The 20,055-nt window shown below is 66.0% G+C and carries 18 protein-coding genes; 12 read left to right on the forward strand and 6 right to left on the reverse strand.

Features of this window, described 5'->3' with window-relative positions; genetic code table 11:
* From K7W42_RS12025 to clpB, 8 genes are all read left to right on the forward strand, one after another.
* The coding region (locus tag K7W42_RS12025; RefSeq protein ID WP_224574927.1) for an ABC transporter substrate-binding protein at nt 1-397 on the forward strand (397 nt) is incomplete at its 5' end.
* A gap of 311 nt (nt 398-708) precedes the next feature.
* Nucleotides 709-1,722, forward strand: coding sequence for a branched-chain amino acid ABC transporter permease (locus tag K7W42_RS12030; protein WP_224574929.1), 1,014 nt, complete (start codon nt 709-711; stop codon nt 1,720-1,722).
* Nucleotides 1,719-3,350 carry a branched-chain amino acid ABC transporter permease gene (locus tag K7W42_RS12035; protein ID WP_224574931.1) on the forward strand — a complete coding sequence of 544 codons (1,632 nt, stop codon included), beginning with the start codon at nt 1,719-1,721 and terminating at the stop codon, nt 3,348-3,350. The genes K7W42_RS12030 and K7W42_RS12035 overlap by 4 nt, the downstream gene beginning before the upstream one ends.
* Nucleotides 3,347-4,159, forward strand: a complete 813-nt coding sequence (locus K7W42_RS12040) for an ABC transporter ATP-binding protein (RefSeq protein WP_224574932.1) — start codon at nt 3,347-3,349, stop codon at nt 4,157-4,159. The genes K7W42_RS12035 and K7W42_RS12040 overlap by 4 nt, the downstream gene beginning before the upstream one ends.
* Nucleotides 4,152-4,874: an ABC transporter ATP-binding protein gene (locus tag K7W42_RS12045; protein WP_224574933.1), complete on the forward strand. Its 723-nt coding sequence runs from the start codon at nt 4,152-4,154 to the stop codon at nt 4,872-4,874. Before K7W42_RS12040 ends, K7W42_RS12045 begins: the two co-directional genes overlap by 8 nt.
* Nucleotides 4,875-5,139: 265 nt before the next feature.
* Nucleotides 5,140-6,159: a lipocalin-like domain-containing protein gene (locus K7W42_RS12050; RefSeq protein ID WP_224574934.1), complete on the forward strand. Its 1,020-nt coding sequence runs from the start codon at nt 5,140-5,142 to the stop codon at nt 6,157-6,159.
* Between the two features lie 118 nt (nt 6,160-6,277).
* Nucleotides 6,278-7,711 carry a hypothetical protein gene (locus K7W42_RS12055; RefSeq protein WP_224574936.1) on the forward strand — a complete coding sequence of 478 codons (1,434 nt, stop codon included), beginning with the start codon at nt 6,278-6,280 and terminating at the stop codon, nt 7,709-7,711.
* Between the two features lie 361 nt (nt 7,712-8,072).
* Nucleotides 8,073-10,631: an ATP-dependent chaperone ClpB gene (gene clpB, locus K7W42_RS12060; RefSeq protein ID WP_224574938.1), complete on the forward strand. Its 2,559-nt coding sequence runs from the start codon at nt 8,073-8,075 to the stop codon at nt 10,629-10,631.
* Between the two features lie 90 nt (nt 10,632-10,721).
* Here clpB and K7W42_RS12065 read toward each other — a convergent pair whose 3' ends face one another.
* From K7W42_RS12065 to K7W42_RS12080, 4 genes are all read right to left on the reverse strand, one after another.
* Nucleotides 10,722-11,240 (reverse strand): SRPBCC domain-containing protein, encoded by a 519-nt coding sequence (locus K7W42_RS12065; RefSeq protein WP_224574940.1) that lies wholly within the window; start codon nt 11,238-11,240, stop codon nt 10,722-10,724.
* The gene (locus K7W42_RS12070; protein ID WP_224574942.1) at nt 11,237-11,590 is read right to left on the reverse strand and encodes an ArsR/SmtB family transcription factor; all 354 of its coding nucleotides are present in this window, start codon (nt 11,588-11,590) and stop codon (nt 11,237-11,239) included. The genes K7W42_RS12065 and K7W42_RS12070 overlap by 4 nt, the downstream gene beginning before the upstream one ends.
* A gap of 141 nt (nt 11,591-11,731) precedes the next feature.
* A complete protein-coding gene (locus tag K7W42_RS12075) occupies nt 11,732-12,187 on the reverse strand; it encodes a hypothetical protein (RefSeq protein ID WP_157457576.1) in 456 nt (151 codons plus the stop codon).
* 30 nt (nt 12,188-12,217) lie between these two features.
* Complete coding sequence (locus K7W42_RS12080) at nt 12,218-14,323, reverse strand: ATP-binding cassette domain-containing protein (RefSeq protein WP_224574944.1); 2,106 nt, start codon at nt 14,321-14,323, stop codon at nt 12,218-12,220.
* Between the two features lie 93 nt (nt 14,324-14,416).
* Between K7W42_RS12080 and K7W42_RS12085 the strand changes: the two genes are divergently transcribed.
* Nucleotides 14,417-14,761: a hypothetical protein gene (locus K7W42_RS12085; protein WP_224574948.1), complete on the forward strand. Its 345-nt coding sequence runs from the start codon at nt 14,417-14,419 to the stop codon at nt 14,759-14,761.
* A 129-nt stretch (nt 14,762-14,890) separates the two neighbouring features.
* On the opposite strand, the gene K7W42_RS12090 is transcribed toward K7W42_RS12085, so the two are convergent.
* Nucleotides 14,891-16,462: a choice-of-anchor I family protein gene (locus K7W42_RS12090; protein WP_224574949.1), complete on the reverse strand. Its 1,572-nt coding sequence runs from the start codon at nt 16,460-16,462 to the stop codon at nt 14,891-14,893.
* Between the two features lie 175 nt (nt 16,463-16,637).
* Between K7W42_RS12090 and trhO the strand changes: the two genes are divergently transcribed.
* The 3 genes from trhO to K7W42_RS12105 all read left to right on the forward strand — a co-directional run bounded on the left by trhO (nt 16,638) and on the right by K7W42_RS12105 (nt 18,894).
* Nucleotides 16,638-17,543, forward strand: coding sequence for an oxygen-dependent tRNA uridine(34) hydroxylase TrhO (gene trhO, locus K7W42_RS12095; RefSeq protein WP_224574951.1), 906 nt, complete (start codon nt 16,638-16,640; stop codon nt 17,541-17,543).
* An 8-nt stretch (nt 17,544-17,551) separates the two neighbouring features.
* Nucleotides 17,552-18,127 carry a DUF305 domain-containing protein gene (locus tag K7W42_RS12100; protein WP_224574953.1) on the forward strand — a complete coding sequence of 192 codons (576 nt, stop codon included), beginning with the start codon at nt 17,552-17,554 and terminating at the stop codon, nt 18,125-18,127.
* 317 nt (nt 18,128-18,444) lie between these two features.
* Nucleotides 18,445-18,894 carry a VOC family protein gene (locus K7W42_RS12105; protein ID WP_224574955.1) on the forward strand — a complete coding sequence of 150 codons (450 nt, stop codon included), beginning with the start codon at nt 18,445-18,447 and terminating at the stop codon, nt 18,892-18,894.
* Between the two features lie 101 nt (nt 18,895-18,995).
* Here the strand turns inward: K7W42_RS12105 and K7W42_RS12110 are convergent, their stop codons facing one another.
* Nucleotides 18,996-20,045 (reverse strand): hypothetical protein, encoded by a 1,050-nt coding sequence (locus K7W42_RS12110; protein WP_224574956.1) that lies wholly within the window; start codon nt 20,043-20,045, stop codon nt 18,996-18,998.
* Between the last annotated feature and the right edge of the window lie 10 nt (nt 20,046-20,055).

The raw sequence follows: 20,055 nt of genomic DNA on the forward strand, positions 1-20,055 counted from the left end.
ACTGCCCACCATCGTGGGTCAGGCCAACGCCAACAACATCTACTTCACCACCGTGGCCGCGCCCATCAGCGCGCTGCCCGCCTCGAAGGTCTTCGCCGCCAACTACAAGAAGACCTTCAATGACGACGCCCAGGGCTTCGGCGCCTTCGGCTACGACGCCGCCAAGGTGGTCGTGCAGGGCGTGCTGAACGCCGTGCGCGCCAACGGCAATAAGCTCCCCACCCGCACCCAGGTCGAGACCGCCATCCGCAAGGGCAGCTACACCGGCCTGCTGTCGGGCAGCGTGGCTTTCAACTCGGCCGGTGACCGCAAGGCCGCCACGCTGTACGTGATGAACGTCACCAGCGGGCAGTTCAAGCTCAGCACCAGCATCCCCGTCAAGCCCGTCAAGCAGTAAGGGCAGCGGGTTTCACCAAAGACCCCGTACCATCCTGGGGCCGGGCCACGCGCCCGGCCTCTTTTTCTGCCGTTCTGGCAAGAAGGCAGGAAAAGAGGCCGGCTGGGCTGACCCCCAAAGCTGGACAGGCAGCCTGCGCCGCTGGAACCAGACATTTGTGAAACGGGGTACGATGCGCAGCAACGGAGTTCAACCAAGTAGGCGCGCTGACAGGCGCCGGAACGCCGCATTGTTCTCTGCCCCCCGTTTTCTGTGGCCACGCCCCCCGTGGGCGGCGCCCCCACCTCTGGATTAGAAAGGAGTTGAGTTTTTTGGATCTCGCCACATTGCTGCCGTTCCTGGTGGAAGTGATTGTCGGTGGCCTGGTGTTGGGCTTCGTGTACGCCATCATCGCGCTGGGCTACACCATGGTGTACGGCGTGCTGCAGCTGATTAATTTCGCGCACAGCGAGGTCTTCGTGACCGGCGCCGTGGTCGGCTTTGAAGTGTTTCGCGTACTGGCCGGCGTGGAGATCAACGGCTACCTGAAGCTGATCATTGCGCTCATCTCGGCCATGCTGGTCTCGGGGCTGCTGAACGTGCTGATTGAGCGCCTGGCTTACCGGCCCCTGCGCAGCGCCCCCAAACTGGTCCCGCTGATTACGGCAATTGGGGTCTCGCTGATTTTGCAGGACGTGCTGCGAATTATTGAAGGCTTCCAGGGCCGCTTTGACCTGACCTATACCCTGCCTGCCGGCTTTTCCGGGCCGTTCTGCGGCGCCGAGAGTTCCTGCGCCAGTGTGGGCACCTTCCTGAACAGCATCGGCGTGCGCATCAAGGTCACGGACGTGATCGTGATCGTGGTGTCGCTGGTCAGTCTGGCGGCGCTGAACTATCTGGTGAACCGCACCCGCATGGGCAAGGCCATTCGCGCCACCGCGCAGGACCGCGTAACCGCCGGCCTGATGGGTATTGACGGCAACCGCATGATCAGCCTGACCTTCCTGATCGGCGGGGCGCTGGGCGGCATCAGCGGCGTGCTGTTCGGCATGAAATTCGGGACCATCAACGCCTACAGCGGCTTTGACCCTGGCATCATCGCCTTTACGGCGGCCGTGCTGGGCGGGATCGGTTCGATTCCGGGCGCGGTGCTGGGCGGCCTGACCCTGGGCGTCATCCAGAGTCTGATTGGCGCCATGAGTGTGCTGGGCAGTGTCACGGGCATTGCCAACCTGGAAGCGATTGACGCCTCTTATCAGCGCATCGGGGCCTTCCTGGTGCTGGTGCTGATTCTGATCTTCAAACCCACCGGTCTGCTCGGCAAGAGCAACGTGGAGAAGGTATGACGGCCGCGCCCCGCAGGCCCGCACGGGCCTCACGCGCCGAGCAGTCGGTGCTGCTGCTGCTGTTTTTCCTGGTCACCAGCGCAGGCCTGCTGGTTTCTCACAACGGCGACCTGCTGAACCAACTGGGGAGCGTCGGCGCCGCGCTGAAAAACCCCATCGTGGAAGCGCTGCTGGTCAGCCTCTTCCTGGCCAACATCCTGTTTGCCTACCTGTGGCGCGCGCACCCGGCCGTCAAGGCCGTCGTGGGGGCCGGCAGCCTGCTGCTGGTGTTGCCCCTGGCGGGCCGCGCCGACACCAGCCTGCTGGACCTGAGCATTCAGGTCATGATTTTCGCCGCGCTGGCGCTGGGCCTGAACATCGTGGTGGGTCTGGCCGGTCTGCTGGACCTGGGGTATATCGCCTTCTTCGCGGTGGGCGCGTATACCTGGTCCATCTTTGGCAGCCCCCGTTTCTCGGAAATCCTGAGCTACTTCGGCGAGAACCCCGGCGCCACCAACGCCAGCACCCTGGCGCTGGGCCTGTTCCTGACCGTCATCACGGCGGCCAGTATGGTGTACCTCAACCGCCTGACCAAGCGCACCGCCGCCACGGCCGCGACCACCTGGAGCTTCCGCCTGGCGAGTCTGGGTCTGGTGGCCGGCATCATCCTGACCGCCCGCGCCATCCTGGTGCTGATGTCGGGGCAGGCCGACAGCCTGGCCGGCGGCATCAACCCCGCGTTCTTCTGGCTGTTCCTGGCGCTGGCCATCTTCACAGCCGCCGTGGTGGGCGTTCTGATCGGCCTGCCTGTGCTGAGGCTGAAGGGCGATTACCTGGCCATCATCACCCTGGGCCTGGGCGAAGTGATTCGCGTGCTGGCCCTGAACCTCGACCTGTACTCGGCCGGCTCTCAGGGCATCACCCCAGTCGGCAGCGCCTCGGTGCCGTGGTTTAACGCCCTGGCCGGTGCACTGGGGTTTGAAGAAGCGCAGTACAACCTGCTGTTTCTGTACCTGCTGGTGCTGGCCGTGATTGCGGTCATCATGATGGTGAATGTGCGGCTGGACAAGAGCCGCATCGGCCGCGCCTGGATCGCCATCCGTGACGACGAGGTGGCGGCGCAGGCGATGGGCGTGCCCCTGCTGCAAACCAAGCTGATCGCCTTTGCGACCGGGGCCTCGTTCGCCGGGGTCATGGGCATGATCTTTGCCGCCAAGCAGACCTTTATCAGCCCCGAGAGCTTCGTGCTGAACGAAAGCATCATGGTGCTGGCGATGGTGATTCTGGGCGGCATGGGCTCGCTGCCCGGCGTAGTGCTGGGCGCCGCTGTCGTGGCGCTACTGCGGTTCCGCGTGCTGCCCGGCCTGGGCGAAGCCACCGCCAACGTGGACTGGATTCCCCAGCAGGTCAACCCGGCCCAGCTGCAAAAGCTGATCTTCGGCGCCATTCTGGTGGCCATGATGCTGGTGCGCCCTGAAGGGCTGCTGCCCAGCCGCCGCCGTCAGCTGGAACTGCATCACGACGACAACCAGGAAGACGACAGCGTAGACGGCAATGCGGGCGCGCTGGGTAGGGGCAACCAGGGCGACGTCTACAGTCCGGGGCTGGCCCCCGCCAACGAAAATGACCGCAGTGGAGGCGCGAAGTGAGCGGGGCAACTATTCTGGACGTGGCCGGTGTGACCAAGGTCTTCGGCGGCCTCACGGCAGTCAGCGACGTGACCATGAGCGTTCCCGAGCGCAGCATCGTCAGCGTGATCGGACCGAACGGCGCGGGCAAGACGACCTTTTTCAACATGGTTACGGGTATCTATCAGCCCACCAAGGGCACCATTCGCCTGGCCGGGCGCGAACTCGTGGGCCTGCGTCCCGACCAGGTGACCGAGGCCGGCATTGCGCGCACCTTTCAGAACATCCGGCTGTTTTCCACCATGACCAGCGAGGAAAACATCATGGTGGGACGGCACTCGCGGCTGAAAAGTGGCTTTGTGGACGCGGTGCTGCGCACGAAAAAGTTCCACGGGGCCGAGCAGGAAGCGCGCGACGCTGCCCGCGTGATGCTGGATTTCGTGGGCCTGGGCAAGTGGCGCAATGAGCTGGCCACCAACCTCCCCTACGGCGACCAGCGCAAGCTGGAAATCGCCCGCGCGCTGGCCACCACGCCCAAGCTGATCCTGCTGGACGAGCCGGCCGCCGGCATGAACCCGCGCGAGACCGAGGACCTGAAGGCCCTGATTCGTCGGATTCGCGACGAGCTGGGCGTGACAGTCTGCCTGATTGAACACGACATGCGCCTGGTCATGACCCTGTCGGAGCACATCACGGTGCTGGACTACGGCAGCAAGATTGCCGAGGGTCTGCCCCACCAGGTTCGCAACGACCCGCGCGTGATGGAAGCGTACCTGGGCCGCGGGGCGGCGGCCGGCGAGTACGGGAAGGAAGAGCGCCCCCATGCCTGACACCATGCTGGAACTGAACGACGTTCACACGTATTACGACCACATCCACGCCCTCAAGGGCATTTCCATGACCGTGAACGAGGGCGAAATCGTGGCCCTGATTGGCGGCAACGGGGCCGGGAAAACGACCACCCTGCGCACCATCAGCGGCATGATGAAACCCAAGCGCGGCAGCCTGGCCTTTAAGGGGCAGTCCATCGCTGGGATTCCGGCCCATCACATCCTGAACCGGGGAATCAGCCATGTGCCCGAGGGTCGGCGCATCTTCAAGGACCTCTCGGTGCGCGAGAACCTGGACGTGGGGGGCTACACGGTCAGCGACCGCGCCCTGATCGAAAGCCGGATTCAGGAGGGCTTCACGTTCTTTCCGCGCCTGAAAGAGCGCGAAAACCAGCTGGGCGGCACCATGTCGGGCGGCGAGCAGCAGATGCTGGCCATCGCCCGCGCCCTAATGGTCAACCCCAAGCTGCTGCTGCTGGACGAGCCCAGCATGGGGCTCTCGCCCCTGTTCGTAGAGGCCATCTTCGACATCATCGTCAAACTCAACCGGGAGCGCGGCACCACCGTGCTGCTGGTAGAGCAAAACGCCAACATGGCCCTGAGCATCGCCCACCGCGCCTATGTGCTGCAAACCGGCGAAATCAGGCTGTCGGGCAACGCCGCCGACATCGCCAAGGATGAAAGCGTGCGCAAAGCCTACCTGGGCGACGAGTAAAGATCCTGCTGCGTCCTGGGGCCGACCTTCCGCTGTGGAGATCGGCCTCAACCTTGCTGGCTGGGCAGCGCAGACAGGGAGAGGCGGCGGCCGTGATACAGATTCTGTCCATTTCCTTAACATCCGGGAGGGAGCCGGGCGTTCCACGCCTGCGGCGCTTTGCAAGCCCAATTCCCAGAAATCCATCATTTTCCTTCTGCTGCGCAGCTTGGTCAGTCCGGTCGGAAACATTCCGGAATATGTTCCAGAATTTTTCGGAACCCGTATGAAACGTCTGCTGCTCCTCCTGACCGCCGCGCTGCTGGGCGCCTGCACCCCGGTGCAACTGGCGGTTGACCCCGCCGCGCGGCCCAGCCCTGCGGACTACGGCCCGCACAACTTTCCGATGGAATGGTGGTATGTCAGCGCTTACCTGCCGTCCGAGGCGCTGGCGCTGCACTGGGCGCAGTTCCGGGTGCGGGACACGCGGCTGCCAGTCCCGCTGATGATTTCGCATGTGGCGGTGACGGACCTGAAGAGCGGCAGCCTGAGCTTTTTGGAACAGCCAGCAGGGGGCGGCGAGGCCAGCTTTCCCCCGCTGCGCCTGAGTCAGCAGGGCTGGACCTTCCAGCAGCAGGGCACCTCTTCCACCGCGCCCTTCGAGCTCAAGGCGGGGCCGCTGGACCTCACCCTGACGCCGCTGAAGGGGCCAGTCATTCATCCGCCCGGCTACAGCGGCGGGCCAGAGGTGGGGGCGCTGTACTACCAGAGCGTCACGTGGCTGGCGCTGAGCGGCACGGTCAACGGGCGCCCCGTGCAGGGACAGGCCTGGCTGGACCACCAGTGGGGCAATCAGATTCCGGGGCAGACGGCGCTGTGGGACTGGTTCAGCGTTCATCTGGAGGGCGGCGACGACCTGATGGTCTACCGGGTGCGCAGGCCAGACGGTGAGGTGGCGCAGCTGATCGGCAGTGTGGTGGACCCCAGCGGTCAGGTGCGGGCGGTGACCGGCCTGCGGGCCACACCTGGCGCGACCTGGACCAGCCTGGCGGGTCACACCTACGCCCTGGGCTGGCACTTGCAAGCCGACGACTTTGACCTGACGGTGCGCGCCCTGCGCCGGGAGCAGGAACTGCGCAGCCGCAGCAACCGCATTGACTACTGGGAAGGCCCCATAGAGGTGCAGGGCACCTGGGCCAGCCAGCCCACGCGCGGCACCGGGATGATGGAACTGGTGGGCGGGCCCCAGCGTTCATCTGGCGGCGCCGCTTTACAGATGGAACGGGGCCGAGTCAAGGGCACTTGAGGCAGGCGTGCAAAACTTCACGTTCTAGACTCCGGAAGCAATCAACGCGGCGGGGCCGGGCTTTTGCCCTGCGCTCCTGTGCCGCGCTGCTGTCCACAAGCTTTTCTGGAGGAACCTCATGAAGCGATTTGCCCTGATTCTGACCCTCGGCCTGCTGACGCCGCAGGCCCACGCCGTGCCCACCATGATCGACTGCGCCAAAGACACGGCCAACGCCCGCTGCGTGGCCAAGAACGCCCCGGACGGCGTGGGCACGGTGGGCAGCGGCTCTTCTTTTTACCAGGGCGGCAGCGAGCAGCTGCGCGGCGGCTTTGTCACACCCGACGGCCAAACGCTGTACGTGGCGCTGGAAACCCTGCGCAACACCGACCCCTTTGGCGTGGTGATGGCGATTGACCTGAACACCGGCAACCGCCGCGTGGTCAGCGGCTACCTGAACACCGTCGAGAAGGTGGGCAGGGGCGTGCAGGTGCAGGGTGACCGCGACCTGCTGGACCTGTACACACTGGGCAGTGTGACCGACGTGCAGCGGCTGCCCGACGGTTCACTGGTGGCCTACGCCGGGCAACTGATCCGCATTGACCCCACCACCGGGGACCGCACCCTGCTGTGGACCCCCACCACGGCCGCCGACACGCGGGTGCGTGACAGCGTGGAACTGAAATACGCCGACCCGCGCCGGCCCGCTGCGGCCAGCAGCAGCCCCAGCACCTCTGCGCCGACCGTGCCCAACACCACAGTGTCCACGCCCATCGGCAACGTCAATGTGGGCGGCCTGCTGGGTGGGCTCCTGGGCGGCAACAAGACGGCGGCAGCGCCAGCCCCCGCGCCCCAGCCTCAACCCACGGCGCCTGGCAACGGCTACTTCTGCACGCAGGTCAATACCAAGGCGGTCACGCCAGCCCTGCCCATGCCCTACATAGCTGTTGATGGGGACGGCAGCGTGTACCTGCTGGGCAACAACGCGCCCATTGCCGCCGGCTTCGCGCTGTTCAAGCTAGACGCCAAGAATGATTACCGCTGCACCTCGGTCTCGCGCTTTGATGTCAACGGGGACAACGTGCAGGGCAGCGGGATTCCCTGGACCAGCAGCCTAGCCGGCACCGGGCCGCAGTTTGGCGACTTTGCGGTGAACGGAACGACGCTGTACGCCTCAGGCGGGCCAAACCCCAATTACATCGTGGTCAGCGTGGACCTCAAGACGGGCGAGCGCCGCCTGATTTCCGGGCAGACCGACCAAGGCGGGGCACAGGTGTTCAAGAAGGGTCAGGGCGCCGCCCATATCGGCAGCGCGCTGGCCTACAGCGGGGGCGCCCTGTACACCACCCAGGTCCAGGTTTCGGCGGTGCCGTTTGCGCTGGTCAAGATTGACCCAGCCACGGGAGACCGCACCCTGATTGAACCGGCCAAGGGCACGCCCCTGAGCAAGGGCCGGGGCAGCAGCGCGACCCTCTACCCGGTGCCGGGCAGCACTCAGCTGCTGGTTGGCTTTAACGGCGCGTTGCACGTGATGGACCCAGCAACCGGCCTGAACTACATTCTGTCGAGGTAAAGCGGCTGGTGGGGCGCAGGGAGTAGGCGACATTGCTAGGCAGCCTGACCTGACACAGACTGCCATTTGATGACGGCACAGCCGGGAAGGCACCGGTTGCGCCTCCAGAGCGCAAAATCCGTCGTCGTTCCCTCTCGCTCCGTTTGGATTTCATCGAGCATTCCGCTCGATTTAATTGGAAGCCGTATGAGACTGCACTGCCTCTGGCCCCGTGGATTGTCCCCACGGGGCTTTTCCGCTGCGTCCCTGAAACCTTCGCCACTTTCTTAAACCCGCAATAAACTTGACACAACTGCACTCAAGTTTCAGAATAGAGGGAGTTGAGTCCCGACCTCTCCCCCGCTTCTGGAGGTTTCCCCTTTTGAATCCCGAACGCTTGACCGAAGCCAGTACGCAGGCGGTGCAGGCCGCACAGCAGCTGGCCCAGCAGATGCAGCACCAGAACCTGACCCCCGCGCACCTACTGCGCGCGCTGACCGACAACGACACGGCCGCCCGCGCCCTGACCCTGGCGGGCGGCAACCTGAGCACCATCCGCACCGCACTGGACGCCGACCTGGGCAAGCTGCCGCGCGTGCAGGGCGGCGGCGAAAGCCTCTATCTCGACCCCGCACTGGCCCGCGCCTTTCGCGCCGCCGATACGCTGGCGGGGCAACTGGGCGACTCGTTCGTGGCGGCCGACGCGCTGCTGCTGGCCGTGCGCGCCGAATACAAGGGCAAAGGCCTGCCGGCCGAAGCTGACCTGAACCGCGCCGTCACTGAACAGCGCAAAGGAAAAACCGTGACCAACAAGACCAGTGAACAGCAGTTTGACGCCCTGGCCAAGTACGGCACCGACCTGACCGAGCGCGCCAAAGACGGCAAATTTGACCCCGTGATTGGCCGTGACGAGGAGATTCGCCGCGCCATGCAGATTCTGCTGCGCCGCACCAAAAACAACCCCGTCCTGATCGGTGAGCCCGGCGTGGGCAAAACCGCCATTGCCGAGGGCCTCGCCATCCGCATTGTCAAAGGCGACGTGCCCGACGGCCTGAAGGACAAGCAGATCGTCAGCCTGGAAATGGGCAGCTTGCTGGCCGGGGCCAAGTTTCGCGGCGAGTTTGAGGAGCGCTTGAAGGGCGTGATTGACGAGGTGATCGCGTCCCAGGGCGACATCATCCTGTTCGTGGACGAGATTCACACCATCGTGGGGGCCGGCAAGACCGAGGGCAGCCCCGATGCCGGGAACATGCTCAAGCCCGCCCTGGCGCGCGGCGAGCTGCACCTGATCGGCGCGACGACCCTGAGCGAATACCGCGAGATTGAGAAAGACCCCGCCCTAGAACGCCGCTTTCAGCCGGTCTTCGTGGACGAGCCCAGCGTGGAAGACACCATTTCCATCCTGCGCGGCATCAAGGAGCGCTATCAGGTTCACCACAATGTCGAAATCACCGACCCGGCGCTGGTCGCCGCCGCGCAGCTGTCTCACCGTTACATCACCGACCGGCAGCTGCCGGATAAGGCCATTGACCTGATTGACGAGTCGGCCGCCCGCCTGCGCATGGCGCTGGAGAGCAGCCCCGAGCGCATTGATCAGCTCGAGCGCCGCAAGCTGCAACTGGAAATTGAGCGCGAGGCCCTGAAGCGGGAAAAAGACCAGGACTCTCAAAACCGCCTGATTGACATTGAAGGCACCCTTAAAGGCATTACCGACGAGCTGAGCGAGGTGCGCGCCCGCTGGGAAGGCGAGCGGCAGGAAGTCGCCGCCCTGCGTGAAAAGCGCGAGGCGCTCGATCAGGTGCGCACCGATATCGAGAAGGCCAAACGCGATTACGATCTGCAGCGCGCCGCCGAGCTGGAGTACGGCAAGTTGCCCCAGCTGGAAAAAGAAGTGCACGACCTGGAGCAGAAGCTCAAGGGCGCCGAGTTTGCCCACACCCAGGTGACTGAAGAAGACATCGCCTCGGTGGTCAGCCGCTGGACTGGCATTCCCGTGAACAAGCTGATGGAAGGTGAGCGCGAGAAGCTGCTGAAGCTGGAAGAGCAGCTGCACGGCCGCGTCATTGGCCAGGACCGTGCCATTGTCAGCGTGGCCGACGCCATTCGCCGCAGCCGCGCGGGCCTCTCGGACCCCGGCCGGCCCCTGGGCAGCTTCATGTTCCTGGGCCCGACCGGCGTGGGCAAGACCGAGCTGGCCAAGGCTCTAGCCGAATTCCTGTTCGACAGTCAGGACGCCATGGTCCGCATTGACATGTCCGAGTACATGGAAAAGCACACGGTCGCGCGCCTGATCGGGGCCCCTCCCGGCTACGTGGGCTTTGAGGAAGGGGGCCAGCTGACCGAGGCCGTGCGGCGCCGCCCCTACGCCGTGCTGCTGTTCGACGAGATTGAAAAGGCGCACCCTGACGTCTTTAACGTGCTGCTTCAGGTGCTGGACGACGGCCGCCTGACGGATGGCCAGGGCCGCACGGTGGATTTCCGCAACACCCTGATTATCCTGACCAGCAACATCGGCAGCCCCCTGATTCTGGAAATGCAGCATCAGGGCGAGGACTCGGCCGCCATCCGCGACGCCGTCATGGGCGAGTTGCAGGGCCATTTCCGGCCCGAGTTCCTGAACCGCGTGGACGACATCATCGTGTTCGACGCGCTGACGGCCGCCGACCTGCATAAGATTGTGGACATCCAGATGCGCGGCCTGATTAAGCGCCTGGCCGAGCGCCGCATCAGCCTGCACCTAATGCCCGCCGCCAAGGACCGCCTGGCCGAAGTGGGGTATGACCCCGCCTTCGGCGCCCGGCCCCTGCGCCGCGCCATCAGCCGCGAGATCGAAACGCCGCTGGCCCGCGAGATTCTGCAGGGAAACGTACCCGACAGCAGCAGCCTGACCGTGGACTATGACGGCAGTGCCTTCCAGTTTCAGACAGGCGCCCTCAACTAAGGGAGAAGCTGGAGGTTGGAGACCTCCTTCTGGCTTCAGAAGACACGAGAAGGCCGCCCCCATAGGTTGAGGGCGGCTTTCTCTTTTGCCTTACTGGCTCGGCAGATACTCGGCCAGGCGGTCCCAGGTTTCCGTGATGCCCTGAAGCATGCCCATGTCCAGGACCGTTTTCAGCGCTTCCGGCGTGGCGTACACCGAGCGGCTGACCACGCGGGTCTGCCCGTCTACCTCTTCAAACGTCAGGATGCTCTGGGTGGTGGGCAGTTCCTCGTTGATCTTGCCCTCGGCGTCAGAAAAATAGTCGGTGTAGACCAGGCGGCCCGGCGCCTCAATCTCCTGGTAGATGCCCAGGCCCCAGGATTCCATGCCGTAAAAGTCGCCTTGGGTGGGGTCAACGCACTTCATGCAGTAATGCCAGCGGCCCCCAGGGCGCAGATCCACCGTGCAGTGCGTCAGGGTCCAGCCGCGTGGTCCCCACCACTGCCGCAGGTGATCAGCCTGAGTGAACGCCGCAAACACGAGTTCGGGTGGCGCCGCAAAGGTGCGCTCTAGCACGAGTTCTTTGTTGTCTTCGGTGTGGTGGGTCAGGGTGGGCGTGGCGCTGGTCATGGCGTCTCTCCTTGGTCATCTGAGGGGGCGTCGGGAGCGGGAGGCTGAAGCTGCTGAAGGTAGTCGTCCAGCCGGTCAAACCGGCCCTGCCACAGCTGCCGAAAGGTGGTCAGCCAGTCGTCCAGCGCCTCAAAAGGTTCTGGGCGCAGGTGGCAGATGCGGCGGTTGGCCTGCGGGCGCAGTTCCACCAGGCCCGCGTCGCTCAGGACGCGCAAATGCTTGGAGGCCTGCGGCTGTTTCAGGTCAAGGCGGGCCGCCAGCTCACCGACGGTCAGTGGGGCCTGGCGCAGCAACTCCACCATCTGAAAGCGGTGCGGGTCGGCCAGGGCCTGAAAGGTCTGCGTGTTCACATCAGTTGCCTCTCACCTCCTTGGGTATAGGCAGATTATGCCATTTACAGAATATTCCTGTCAAGGCATATAGAAGGCCGACTGCTTATAGGCCATGACAACGCCGCCCAGCCAAGGCGGGCGGCGCGAAAGCAGCAGGTTTTAGCGGCTGACGGTGACGTTCGCGCGGGGTTCCAGGGCGTAAAAGGCCACCACAGCAACCAGGGTGCCCACCCAGCCGGGCGCGCTGCCCAGGTCGAGTTCAAAGGGGCGGCCCAGCACGGTGCTGCCCAGCTGGCCGACCAGTTTCTCGCCGGTCTGCTGCGCCACGACGTTCCAGCCCACAATCGGCTCGCCCATGTAGCCGGTGACCCGGTCCACGCCGCGCAGAGTCAGGCTCTGGGGGCCCACGTTGCCCTTGAGCTCGCCGTCCTGCAACTCGATTTTGACGGGGTCGGCGCCGACGCTGCCCTGCACGCCGCGTTCGGTAATTTCGAGGGCGATGTCTTTGCCGTGCAGCTTGCCGCCCGCGCGGCCCTTGATGGTGTCGCCGTCAATGACGCAGCGGATGCCGTAGCCGTCCGCTCCGCCGAGGCGGCCCTTGATGAGGTCTTCCATGCGCGGAAGTATAGCGGAGAGCGGGCCAGCTCAGCGGCGGACCGGTGCCAGCCCCAGCCGCTCAAAGTACGCGCGGCGGGTCAGGTGCAGGCCGCCCTCGCCCAGTTCGGCCCGGCCCACATTCCAGTGTTCAAACAGAATCCGCAGCGTGCCGCCCAGCAGCGCCGCGCCGTACCACGCGGGCGGCTCGCCGTTCCAGCGCAGGGTCCAGCCGTCCCAGGCCAGGTGGGGACACCCCTCGTTGCCGGCGGCCCAGAACATGCCGCCCTCTGGCCCCAGCCGCTGCGCCCGCACGGTCAGCGGCGGCTCGCGCACCTGGGCGTCGTACTGGGGGGCCTCCCAGACCTGGGCATACAGGGCGTATAGCGTGTGCTGAAGCTCGTGGGCCTGAGCGCGCAGCCGGGCTTCCTCGCGGCCAGTCAGGGCACCCGGCGGCCGGTCCAGCTCGGCGCGGGCGGCGCCCAGCTGCGCTTCCAGGCCAGCCAGCCGCTGCCGGGGGGTGGGCGGCGGCAGCGGCGGCGGCGGGTCACCCTGGAGGGTGGCCGCCGGGTCCAGGTAGTCCCGGCCTCCCCAGCCACTGACCTCGCGCAGCTGGGCGTCCTCAATCAGCCACAGGCGGGTGGCCACCTCACGGGCAAAGCGGCGGTCGTGGGTCACGATCACCACGGCGCCGCCGTAGCCCTGCACCGCGCCCTCTAACGCTTGCAGCGCCTCGACATCCAGGTGGTTGGTGGGTTCGTCCAGCAGCAGCAGGTCGGCGCGCAGCCCGCTGACCAGCGCCAGCCCGGCGCGCGCCCGCTCCCCGCCCGAAAGTTCTTCCGGGAACTTGGGCCAGTCGGCAGCCCCAAAACCCGCGCGGCCCAGCAGGCTGTTGGCCTGCCGCCCAAAGCGGCGCTCGAACTGCGCGTGCAGCCCCTCACCGGGGGTCAGGCCGTGCCAGGTCTGATCCAGGCTGGCCACAGTCACGCCGGCCGCTACGCGCAGCAGCGGCTCGGGCCCCCGCTCGCCTGTCAGGGGGTCAGGGCTAGTCGGATCAGGGTGCAGCTCGCCGGCCAGCAGGCGCATCAGGGTGGTTTTGCCGGTCCCATTGGCGCCCATCAGGACCACGCGGTCACCCTGCCGCAGCCGAAAAGCGGCGTCCTGCAGCACCACGCGCTCGCCGTAGCGTTTGTTCAGGTGCTGGCTCCACGCCACTAGGGGCGCGCGGGCGGTGCCGGCCAGCAGCCGCATGCGAATCTGGCGTTCGGGCAGCGGGGCTTCGGGGGTGGCCACGCGCGCCGCGCGGGTCTTGAGGCCGCGCGAGCGGCGGCCCCAGCGGTCCAGGGTCTCAACACTGCCCGTCAGCCGCGCGGCTTCCTGCTCGCCCAACTGGGCAGCACGGGTCTGCGTGCGGCGTTCCAGGTCACGCTGGGCGCGGGCGCGGGAGTAACCGCCGGGGTAGGGCGCGGCCTCACCATGTTCCAGCCACAGGCTGCGCGTGGCCACCGCATCCAGAAAATCGCGGTCGTGACTGGTGAGAATCACGCCGCCTGAGAAGTCGCGCAGGTAGCCTTCCAGCCACTCGCGCATGCGGATGTCGAGGTGATTGGTGGGTTCGTCCAGCAGCAGCAGGTCAGGTTCACGGGCCAGGGCCAAGGCCAGAGCCAGGCGCGTCTTTTCACCGCCCGAGAGCGTGGCACCTTCTCGTTGACGAAACCGGGTCAGGTCCAATATCCCCAGCACCCGGGCCACCCGCGCTGGCCAGCGGAAAGCGTCGGCCTCGTCCAGGCGGGCATGCAGGGCGCTCCAGGCGGCCAGGGCCTCCGGATCACCCAGATGGGCTTCCAGCACCAGCAGGTCCTCTTCCAGATCGCGGTACGGGTGCGCGGCGTCCACCAGGGCCTGTACGCTCAGGCCAGGGGGGTGCGCGTGGTGCTGTGCCAGGATGGCCACCCGCAGGCCCGCCTCGCGCCAGACCTCACCGTCCTCAGGCGTCAGGTCGCCTGTCAGCACGCGCAGCAGCGTGGTCTTTCCGGCGCCGTTGCGGCCCAACAGGGCCACCCGCTCCCCGTCCATGACACTGATAGACACGCCGTCCAGCACTGCCCGCTCCCCGTACCGTACGGTGAGCGAAGTGGCCGTCAGCAGCGTGGGCACGCCCATCAGGCTAGCAGAGGTGGGGGACAGCGAAATGCGCCAAACCGCGCAGATGAGGCAGCGGGAGGCCCTGGCGACCTTTACACTCGCACCGTGAACCACGACGCGGCTGTCATTGTGAGCGGCTGGCGACTAACCCTTCTGATCCTGGGGCTGGAGCTGGGGTCCTTGGCCTTGAATGTGGCTCTGGGGATAGCCGCTGGCCAGACAGAGTATCTGAGCGCGGGACTCTTCGCTGGTACAGCGCTGCTGTGCTGGCCGGTCTATCAGGGCAAGCTCTGGGCCCGCATTGAGGTGTGCATCCTCTGGAGTACCGGCGCCATTGAGCTGGCCCTGGGCGGTTCGCCCGTCTGGGGCGTCACTTCTTTCCTGCTGGGCCTGACCCTGTTCTGGGCCCCGCAGGTCAATGCCTATATGGACTACGCCGCTCAGCAGTAAGGCCGGGCAGTGTCCTGCGCCGTAGACAGGACTGTGGGGCTTGGTCACAACCACTCCCGCCTGGCCCCAACGCTATGCAAAAGGCGCCAGAAATCCTGCTCTGGCGCCTCTTCCCCGTGCCTGGCTTCTTTAGCGCGCAGCCAGCGCTTTGCTCACGTTAATCAGGCTGACGCTGCCCGCCGGGTCCACGCTGTAGTCGGCGCTGGGCTCACCCTCGTTGGCGGTCAGGAGCAGTTGCCCGTCCAGCGAGAAGGTCAGCATGTCGGGCTGGGCACCCACAGCGATGGCGGGAGCCCGCTCGCTGCCGTCGGGCTTCAGGAAGGCCACCTTGCCGGGGTCGGTCTTGATGACCGCTTCGACCGCCACCGCCACGACTCCGTTTGAGACCGCCACGCTGTTGGCACTGCGGCCATAAGCGGCCAGGCTGACGGACTTCACAAGTTTGGGCTGGGCCACATCGGCCAGGGTCAGAATGTCCAGGCTGCCGGTTGCGCCGTTGACCACGAACAGCTGCTTGCTGCCCTTGTCGTAGGCGCTGATTTCCGCCACGCCCTGGTCGTAGGCGTAGGGGCTGGCCTGGTAGCGGCCTGCCAGGGTCAGCTTGCCGCTGTCTTCCACGGCGTAGATGGTCACGCTGCCACTGACCTCGTGACTGGCAACCAGCAGGGCCTTGCCGCTGGGGCTGTCGGCAGCGGGAATGAACAGCAGCCCTTCGGGGGCCAGGTCGCCCGCCAGGCCGCTTTTGGGGTCGGCGGTGGGGGTCACGGTGTGGCGGTAGTCCACAAACGCTGGGGCCGAGGGCGTGCTGACATCCAGCACCATGACGCCGCCCGTGCGCTCCAGGCCCACAAAAGCCAGCGTGCGCCCCGCCACCACGCCGGTCGCCACACCTTCGGGCTCTGGCCCCTTGTTGTCGCTGCGGGTGTCGAAGGTGCTGACCGTACCGCCACTGTTAAAGGTCGTGGGGCTGAGTTCAGCGGTCTTGGCTTCAAACAGGCTGCCGGTGTCGGCCACCAGGCCCAGGTCCGTGTTCCAAACGCTCAGGCTGCGCGCACCGAACGCCACCAGCCGGTCGGCGTCTCCGTCTCCGTCGGTGTCGGCATCGGGCTTACTGACCACCAGGCGGCCCAGAGCGGCGTCGGCTTTCAGGGTGGCCGCGTTGGGAAAGGCCGCCGCGTCCAGCGTCAGGGCCGAGACCTTGACCTCGTCCAGATACGCCGCGCCGTAATCGCGGGTGTCGCCCTCGTTGGCGGTGAGCAGGTAGGTCTGCCCCCCCACCGAGATGCTGGCGATGGCGTCAGGCATATACGCCCCCAGCACCGGCCAGGTCTTCAGGTTGACGCCGCCGTCCTTGTCGCTGGGGTCAAAGGCGTTGGCGGCGAGGGCGTGATTTTTAAACCCCAATGATTTGAGGCCCACAATTTCGCCGCGCGTCAGGTCCAGGGTGGCGACAGCGTTGCTTTCTTGCAGGGTCACGTAGGCCCGGCGGCTGTCGGCACTCACTGCGATGTATTCCGGTTCGGCGTCCAGCGACAGCTTCTGACTCTTGCCTGCGCGCAGGTTCAGGGCGCTTTGCTGGGCGTCAAAGGCCGTGAAGTTGAGGGTGGTCACCAGCGGCAGTTCCGGCGCGGCGGGGCGCACGCAGGCCGAGAGCAAGGTGCTGAGGATAAGGGCGGCAGGCAGCGCGGCAAATCGGGTCACGCCCGCAAGAATGGGCAGCGTATATCAGCCCAGCGTCAGGGTGCTGGGTGCAGGGAGGAGCTGTGCAAGGCTCTGTCTCTTGTCAGCGGCCGTTGTGGAATTTCTGACGGCATTTTCCCCTGGGCCAGGCCACCGAATACCGCTGCAACCACGCGCCCCCGCTATCATGGCCGGGATGTCTGCTGTGCCTGCCGAGCCTGCTGCGGCGCCCTTTGTGGTGGCCGCCCTGTACCAGTTCCGCGCCTTGCCAGACCCTGAAGGGCTCAGAGAGAGGCTGCTGGCGCTGGGGCAAGCGGAGGGACTGTGCGGCACCCTGATTGTGGCCCATGAGGGCCTGAACGGCACGGTGGCTGGCTCGCGGACCGGCATTGACCGCCTGCGTGCCGCCCTGCACGCCGAGGGCTTTGACCGGCTGGAAGACAAGGAGTCGTGGGCGACCGAGCAGCCCTTCAAGCGCTTCAAGGTGCGCCTGAAAACAGAAATCGTGACGATGGGCATACCCGTCGAACCGACCTCGCAGGCCGGGCAGTATGTGGCTGCGCAGGACTGGAACGCCCTGATCACGGCGCCAGATGTCGTGGTCATTGATACCCGCAACCGCTATGAGGTGAAGGCCGGCACCTTTGAAGGCGCGGTGAATCCCGAGATCGACTCTTTCCGCGAGTTTCCCGCGTGGCTGGACACCCACGCCGACGAGCTGAGTGGCAAGCGCGTGGCGATGTTCTGCACGGGCGGGATTCGCTGCGAGAAAAGCACCAGCCTGCTGCGGGCACGCGGCTACCAGGACGTGTTTCACCTGCAAGGCGGCATCCTGAAATACCTGGAGGATGTGCCGGAGACGCAGAGCCGCTGGCAGGGCGAATGCTTTGTGTTTGACGGCCGGGTGACGGTGGGCCACGGCCTGCGCGAGGGCGGGGCGGCCATGTGCCACTCCTGCGGCTGGCCGCTGACGCCAGAGGAACGTGACCACCTGCAGTACGAGGAAGGCGTGAGCTGTGAGCACTGCCACGCCCAGACCACGCCCGCGCAGAAGGCGGCCTTCCGCGACCGGCAGCGCCTGTACGACGCCCAGGCCAGATGAACCGGGGCGTGGCCGCAGGCGTCCTGGCGTCGCTGCTGCTGGGCGGGGGCCTGCTGCTGAGCCAGCCCAGACCGGCCACGCCCACCGCAGACAGCCCAGAAACCCAATTTGTGCGCCACATGCTGGTTCACCACGAGCAGGCGCTGGCGCTGAGTGCGCCCATGCTCAGGCGCTCACGGGACCGTTCGCTGCGCTCGGTGGCGCTGGACATCACGCTGGGGCAGGAAGAACAGCTGCGCCAGATGCGGGGCTGGCTGGCCGGCTGGGGGCAGTCCCAGGAGCCGCGCCCCACACCAGCCCACGCCCGCGCGATGGGCATGGCTTCGGCGCAGGAGGTTGCGGCGCTGTGGACTCTGCCCCTGCCTCAAGCCGAGGCATCGTTTTTGCGGCTGATGATTCGCCACCATCAGGGCGCCGTGAGCATGAGTGAACCGCTGCGGGACAGCCTCCAGACCACTGTGCGCCGCCTGGCCCGACAAGTCGTGACCTTGCAGCGGGGCGAAATAGCGACAATGACGAGCCTGCTCCAGATACGGGGAGGCACAGCGACGCCTCTCCCAACTGTGCCGGAGCACCACCACTAGGCAGTTGCAGACAGAACTGGGCCTGCAAGACAGAGGCCGGACTCTATCCAAAGCCACAGTGGTCTGGAGGCTGTCCCGATGCACAAGCCACAGAGTAGGCAAGCGCCACCAGCAGCCACCCCTCATACGGATTCCGCTTAATTGCAGCACAGCCGGAAAGGCACCGTCTGCGCCTCCATATCGCGGAATCCGCATCTGTTCCTGCTCGCTCCACTCGGATTTCATCGAGCATTCTGCTCGATTCAATCGGAGTCCGTATCAGATAATCGGCTTGACAGGCAAACACGCCTGCCCTCAGTCGCTAGGATGCCAGAGAGATGACAATCAAGCGACTGGACCACATCAGTGTCGTCGTCGAGGACCTCACGGCCGCCACCGCATTTTTCACGGCGCTGGGTCTAAGCACCATCGGCCAGACGCCCATTGAGGGGCCCTGGGTAGACCGCATCAACGGACTCGACGGGGTCCAGGTGGACATCGTGATGATGCAAACGCCCGACGGGCACGGGCGGCTGGAGCTGACCAGCTTTCGTCACCCTCCCCTGATGGAGGCTCAGCCCGCCGCCGCGCCGCCCAACACCCTGGGCCTGCGGAGTGTCATGTTTGCCGTGGAGAGCGTGGACGATTCACTTGCGCGGCTTCGCGCACACGGGGCTGAACTCATTGGCGAGGTGGCCGACTACCGGGACATCTACAGGCTCTGCTACGTGCGCGGCCCGGCTGGCATCATTGTCGCGCTGGCCGAAGACCTCCGCCCCCAGACCTGAGCCTGCGAGGCTGCTCGCCCGTGTTTTGGTCACTCGCCAGCGCGAGCAGCACCTGAAAAGCCTCATTGGCCAATTGCTGTCTTCAAATCCCAAAGCCGCGCTCAGCCTTCTGCCGCTTCTGGTGGAAGCGGCGCCGGGAAGATCAGCGCGCTCAGGGCCACGCCGCCCAGACCGGCCATGACCGCCACGCCCAGCCACAACTCCAGGCTCAGGTTGCTGGCCCCCTGGCGCACGCCTTCACCCAGGTATGGCCCCCACACGACCAGAGGCAACAGGAAGGCGAAGGCCCGGAGCGCCCACACCCGCACCGCCGACGGGCGCAGCAGCGCGTGCAGGGCGTCTACCACCAAGCCGCAGCCCAAGGCCAGCAGCGGCATCTGCCATTCGCCGGGCGTGAGCATCACGCTCATGCCCAGGTTGGTCAGGCCGTACATGACGCCCACCGCGCCAAAAGGCAAGGCAAAGCGCCGCAGCACCAGCAGCACGGGCGCGGCCATGATGACGGCGGTCAGCAGCACCGCGCTGAGTTCGCCGCGCGTTTGCACGTAGCTCAGGCCCTGCGGTACGGTCAGCAGCCCCCACATGTACATGTGCATAAACGCCGTCATGGCCAGCAGCGAGGTCGCTGAGAGCGCCGCCACCCAGCGCACCCCCCCGCCTTCAGTGCGCCGCGCGGGCGAGCGCCACGCCGCGTTCAGGGGCGAGGCCACAATCAGCATGGCCCCCAGAAAGAGCAGCAGGTGGGTGGGCGACAGCAGGGCTTCAATCCCGACCTCAATGCCCAGAACCGTGTGCCACGTCAGGTCTCCGGCGCCGCCCAGGGCAAAAATCGGCACGCCCAGCGCCGCCAGATGGTAACCCTCTGGGAACGCCGCCAGGCCACGCCGCCCCTGCTGCCACCCGCGCGAGGCCAACCACAGACACCACCCCGCAACCGCCGCAAACCCACTGTAAAAGACCGCATGCCAGGGCGTAAAAAAGGTTTCCAGCGACTCGCCGTAGCTGTTGTGGGCCCAGCCGTCTGTAAAGACCCCGCCCAGCAGCCACCACCCCAGCAGGATGGTCAGCAGGTTCTGCCGTGTGGTGACGCGGTAGACGGCGGGAGCAGAGGCCACTGCCGTCACCGGCAGGGTCGGAGGCACGGTGGTCATAGGGGAAGTG

Source organism: Deinococcus betulae (assembly GCF_020166395.1).
GTDB classification, from domain to species: Bacteria; Deinococcota; Deinococci; order Deinococcales; family Deinococcaceae; genus Deinococcus; species Deinococcus betulae.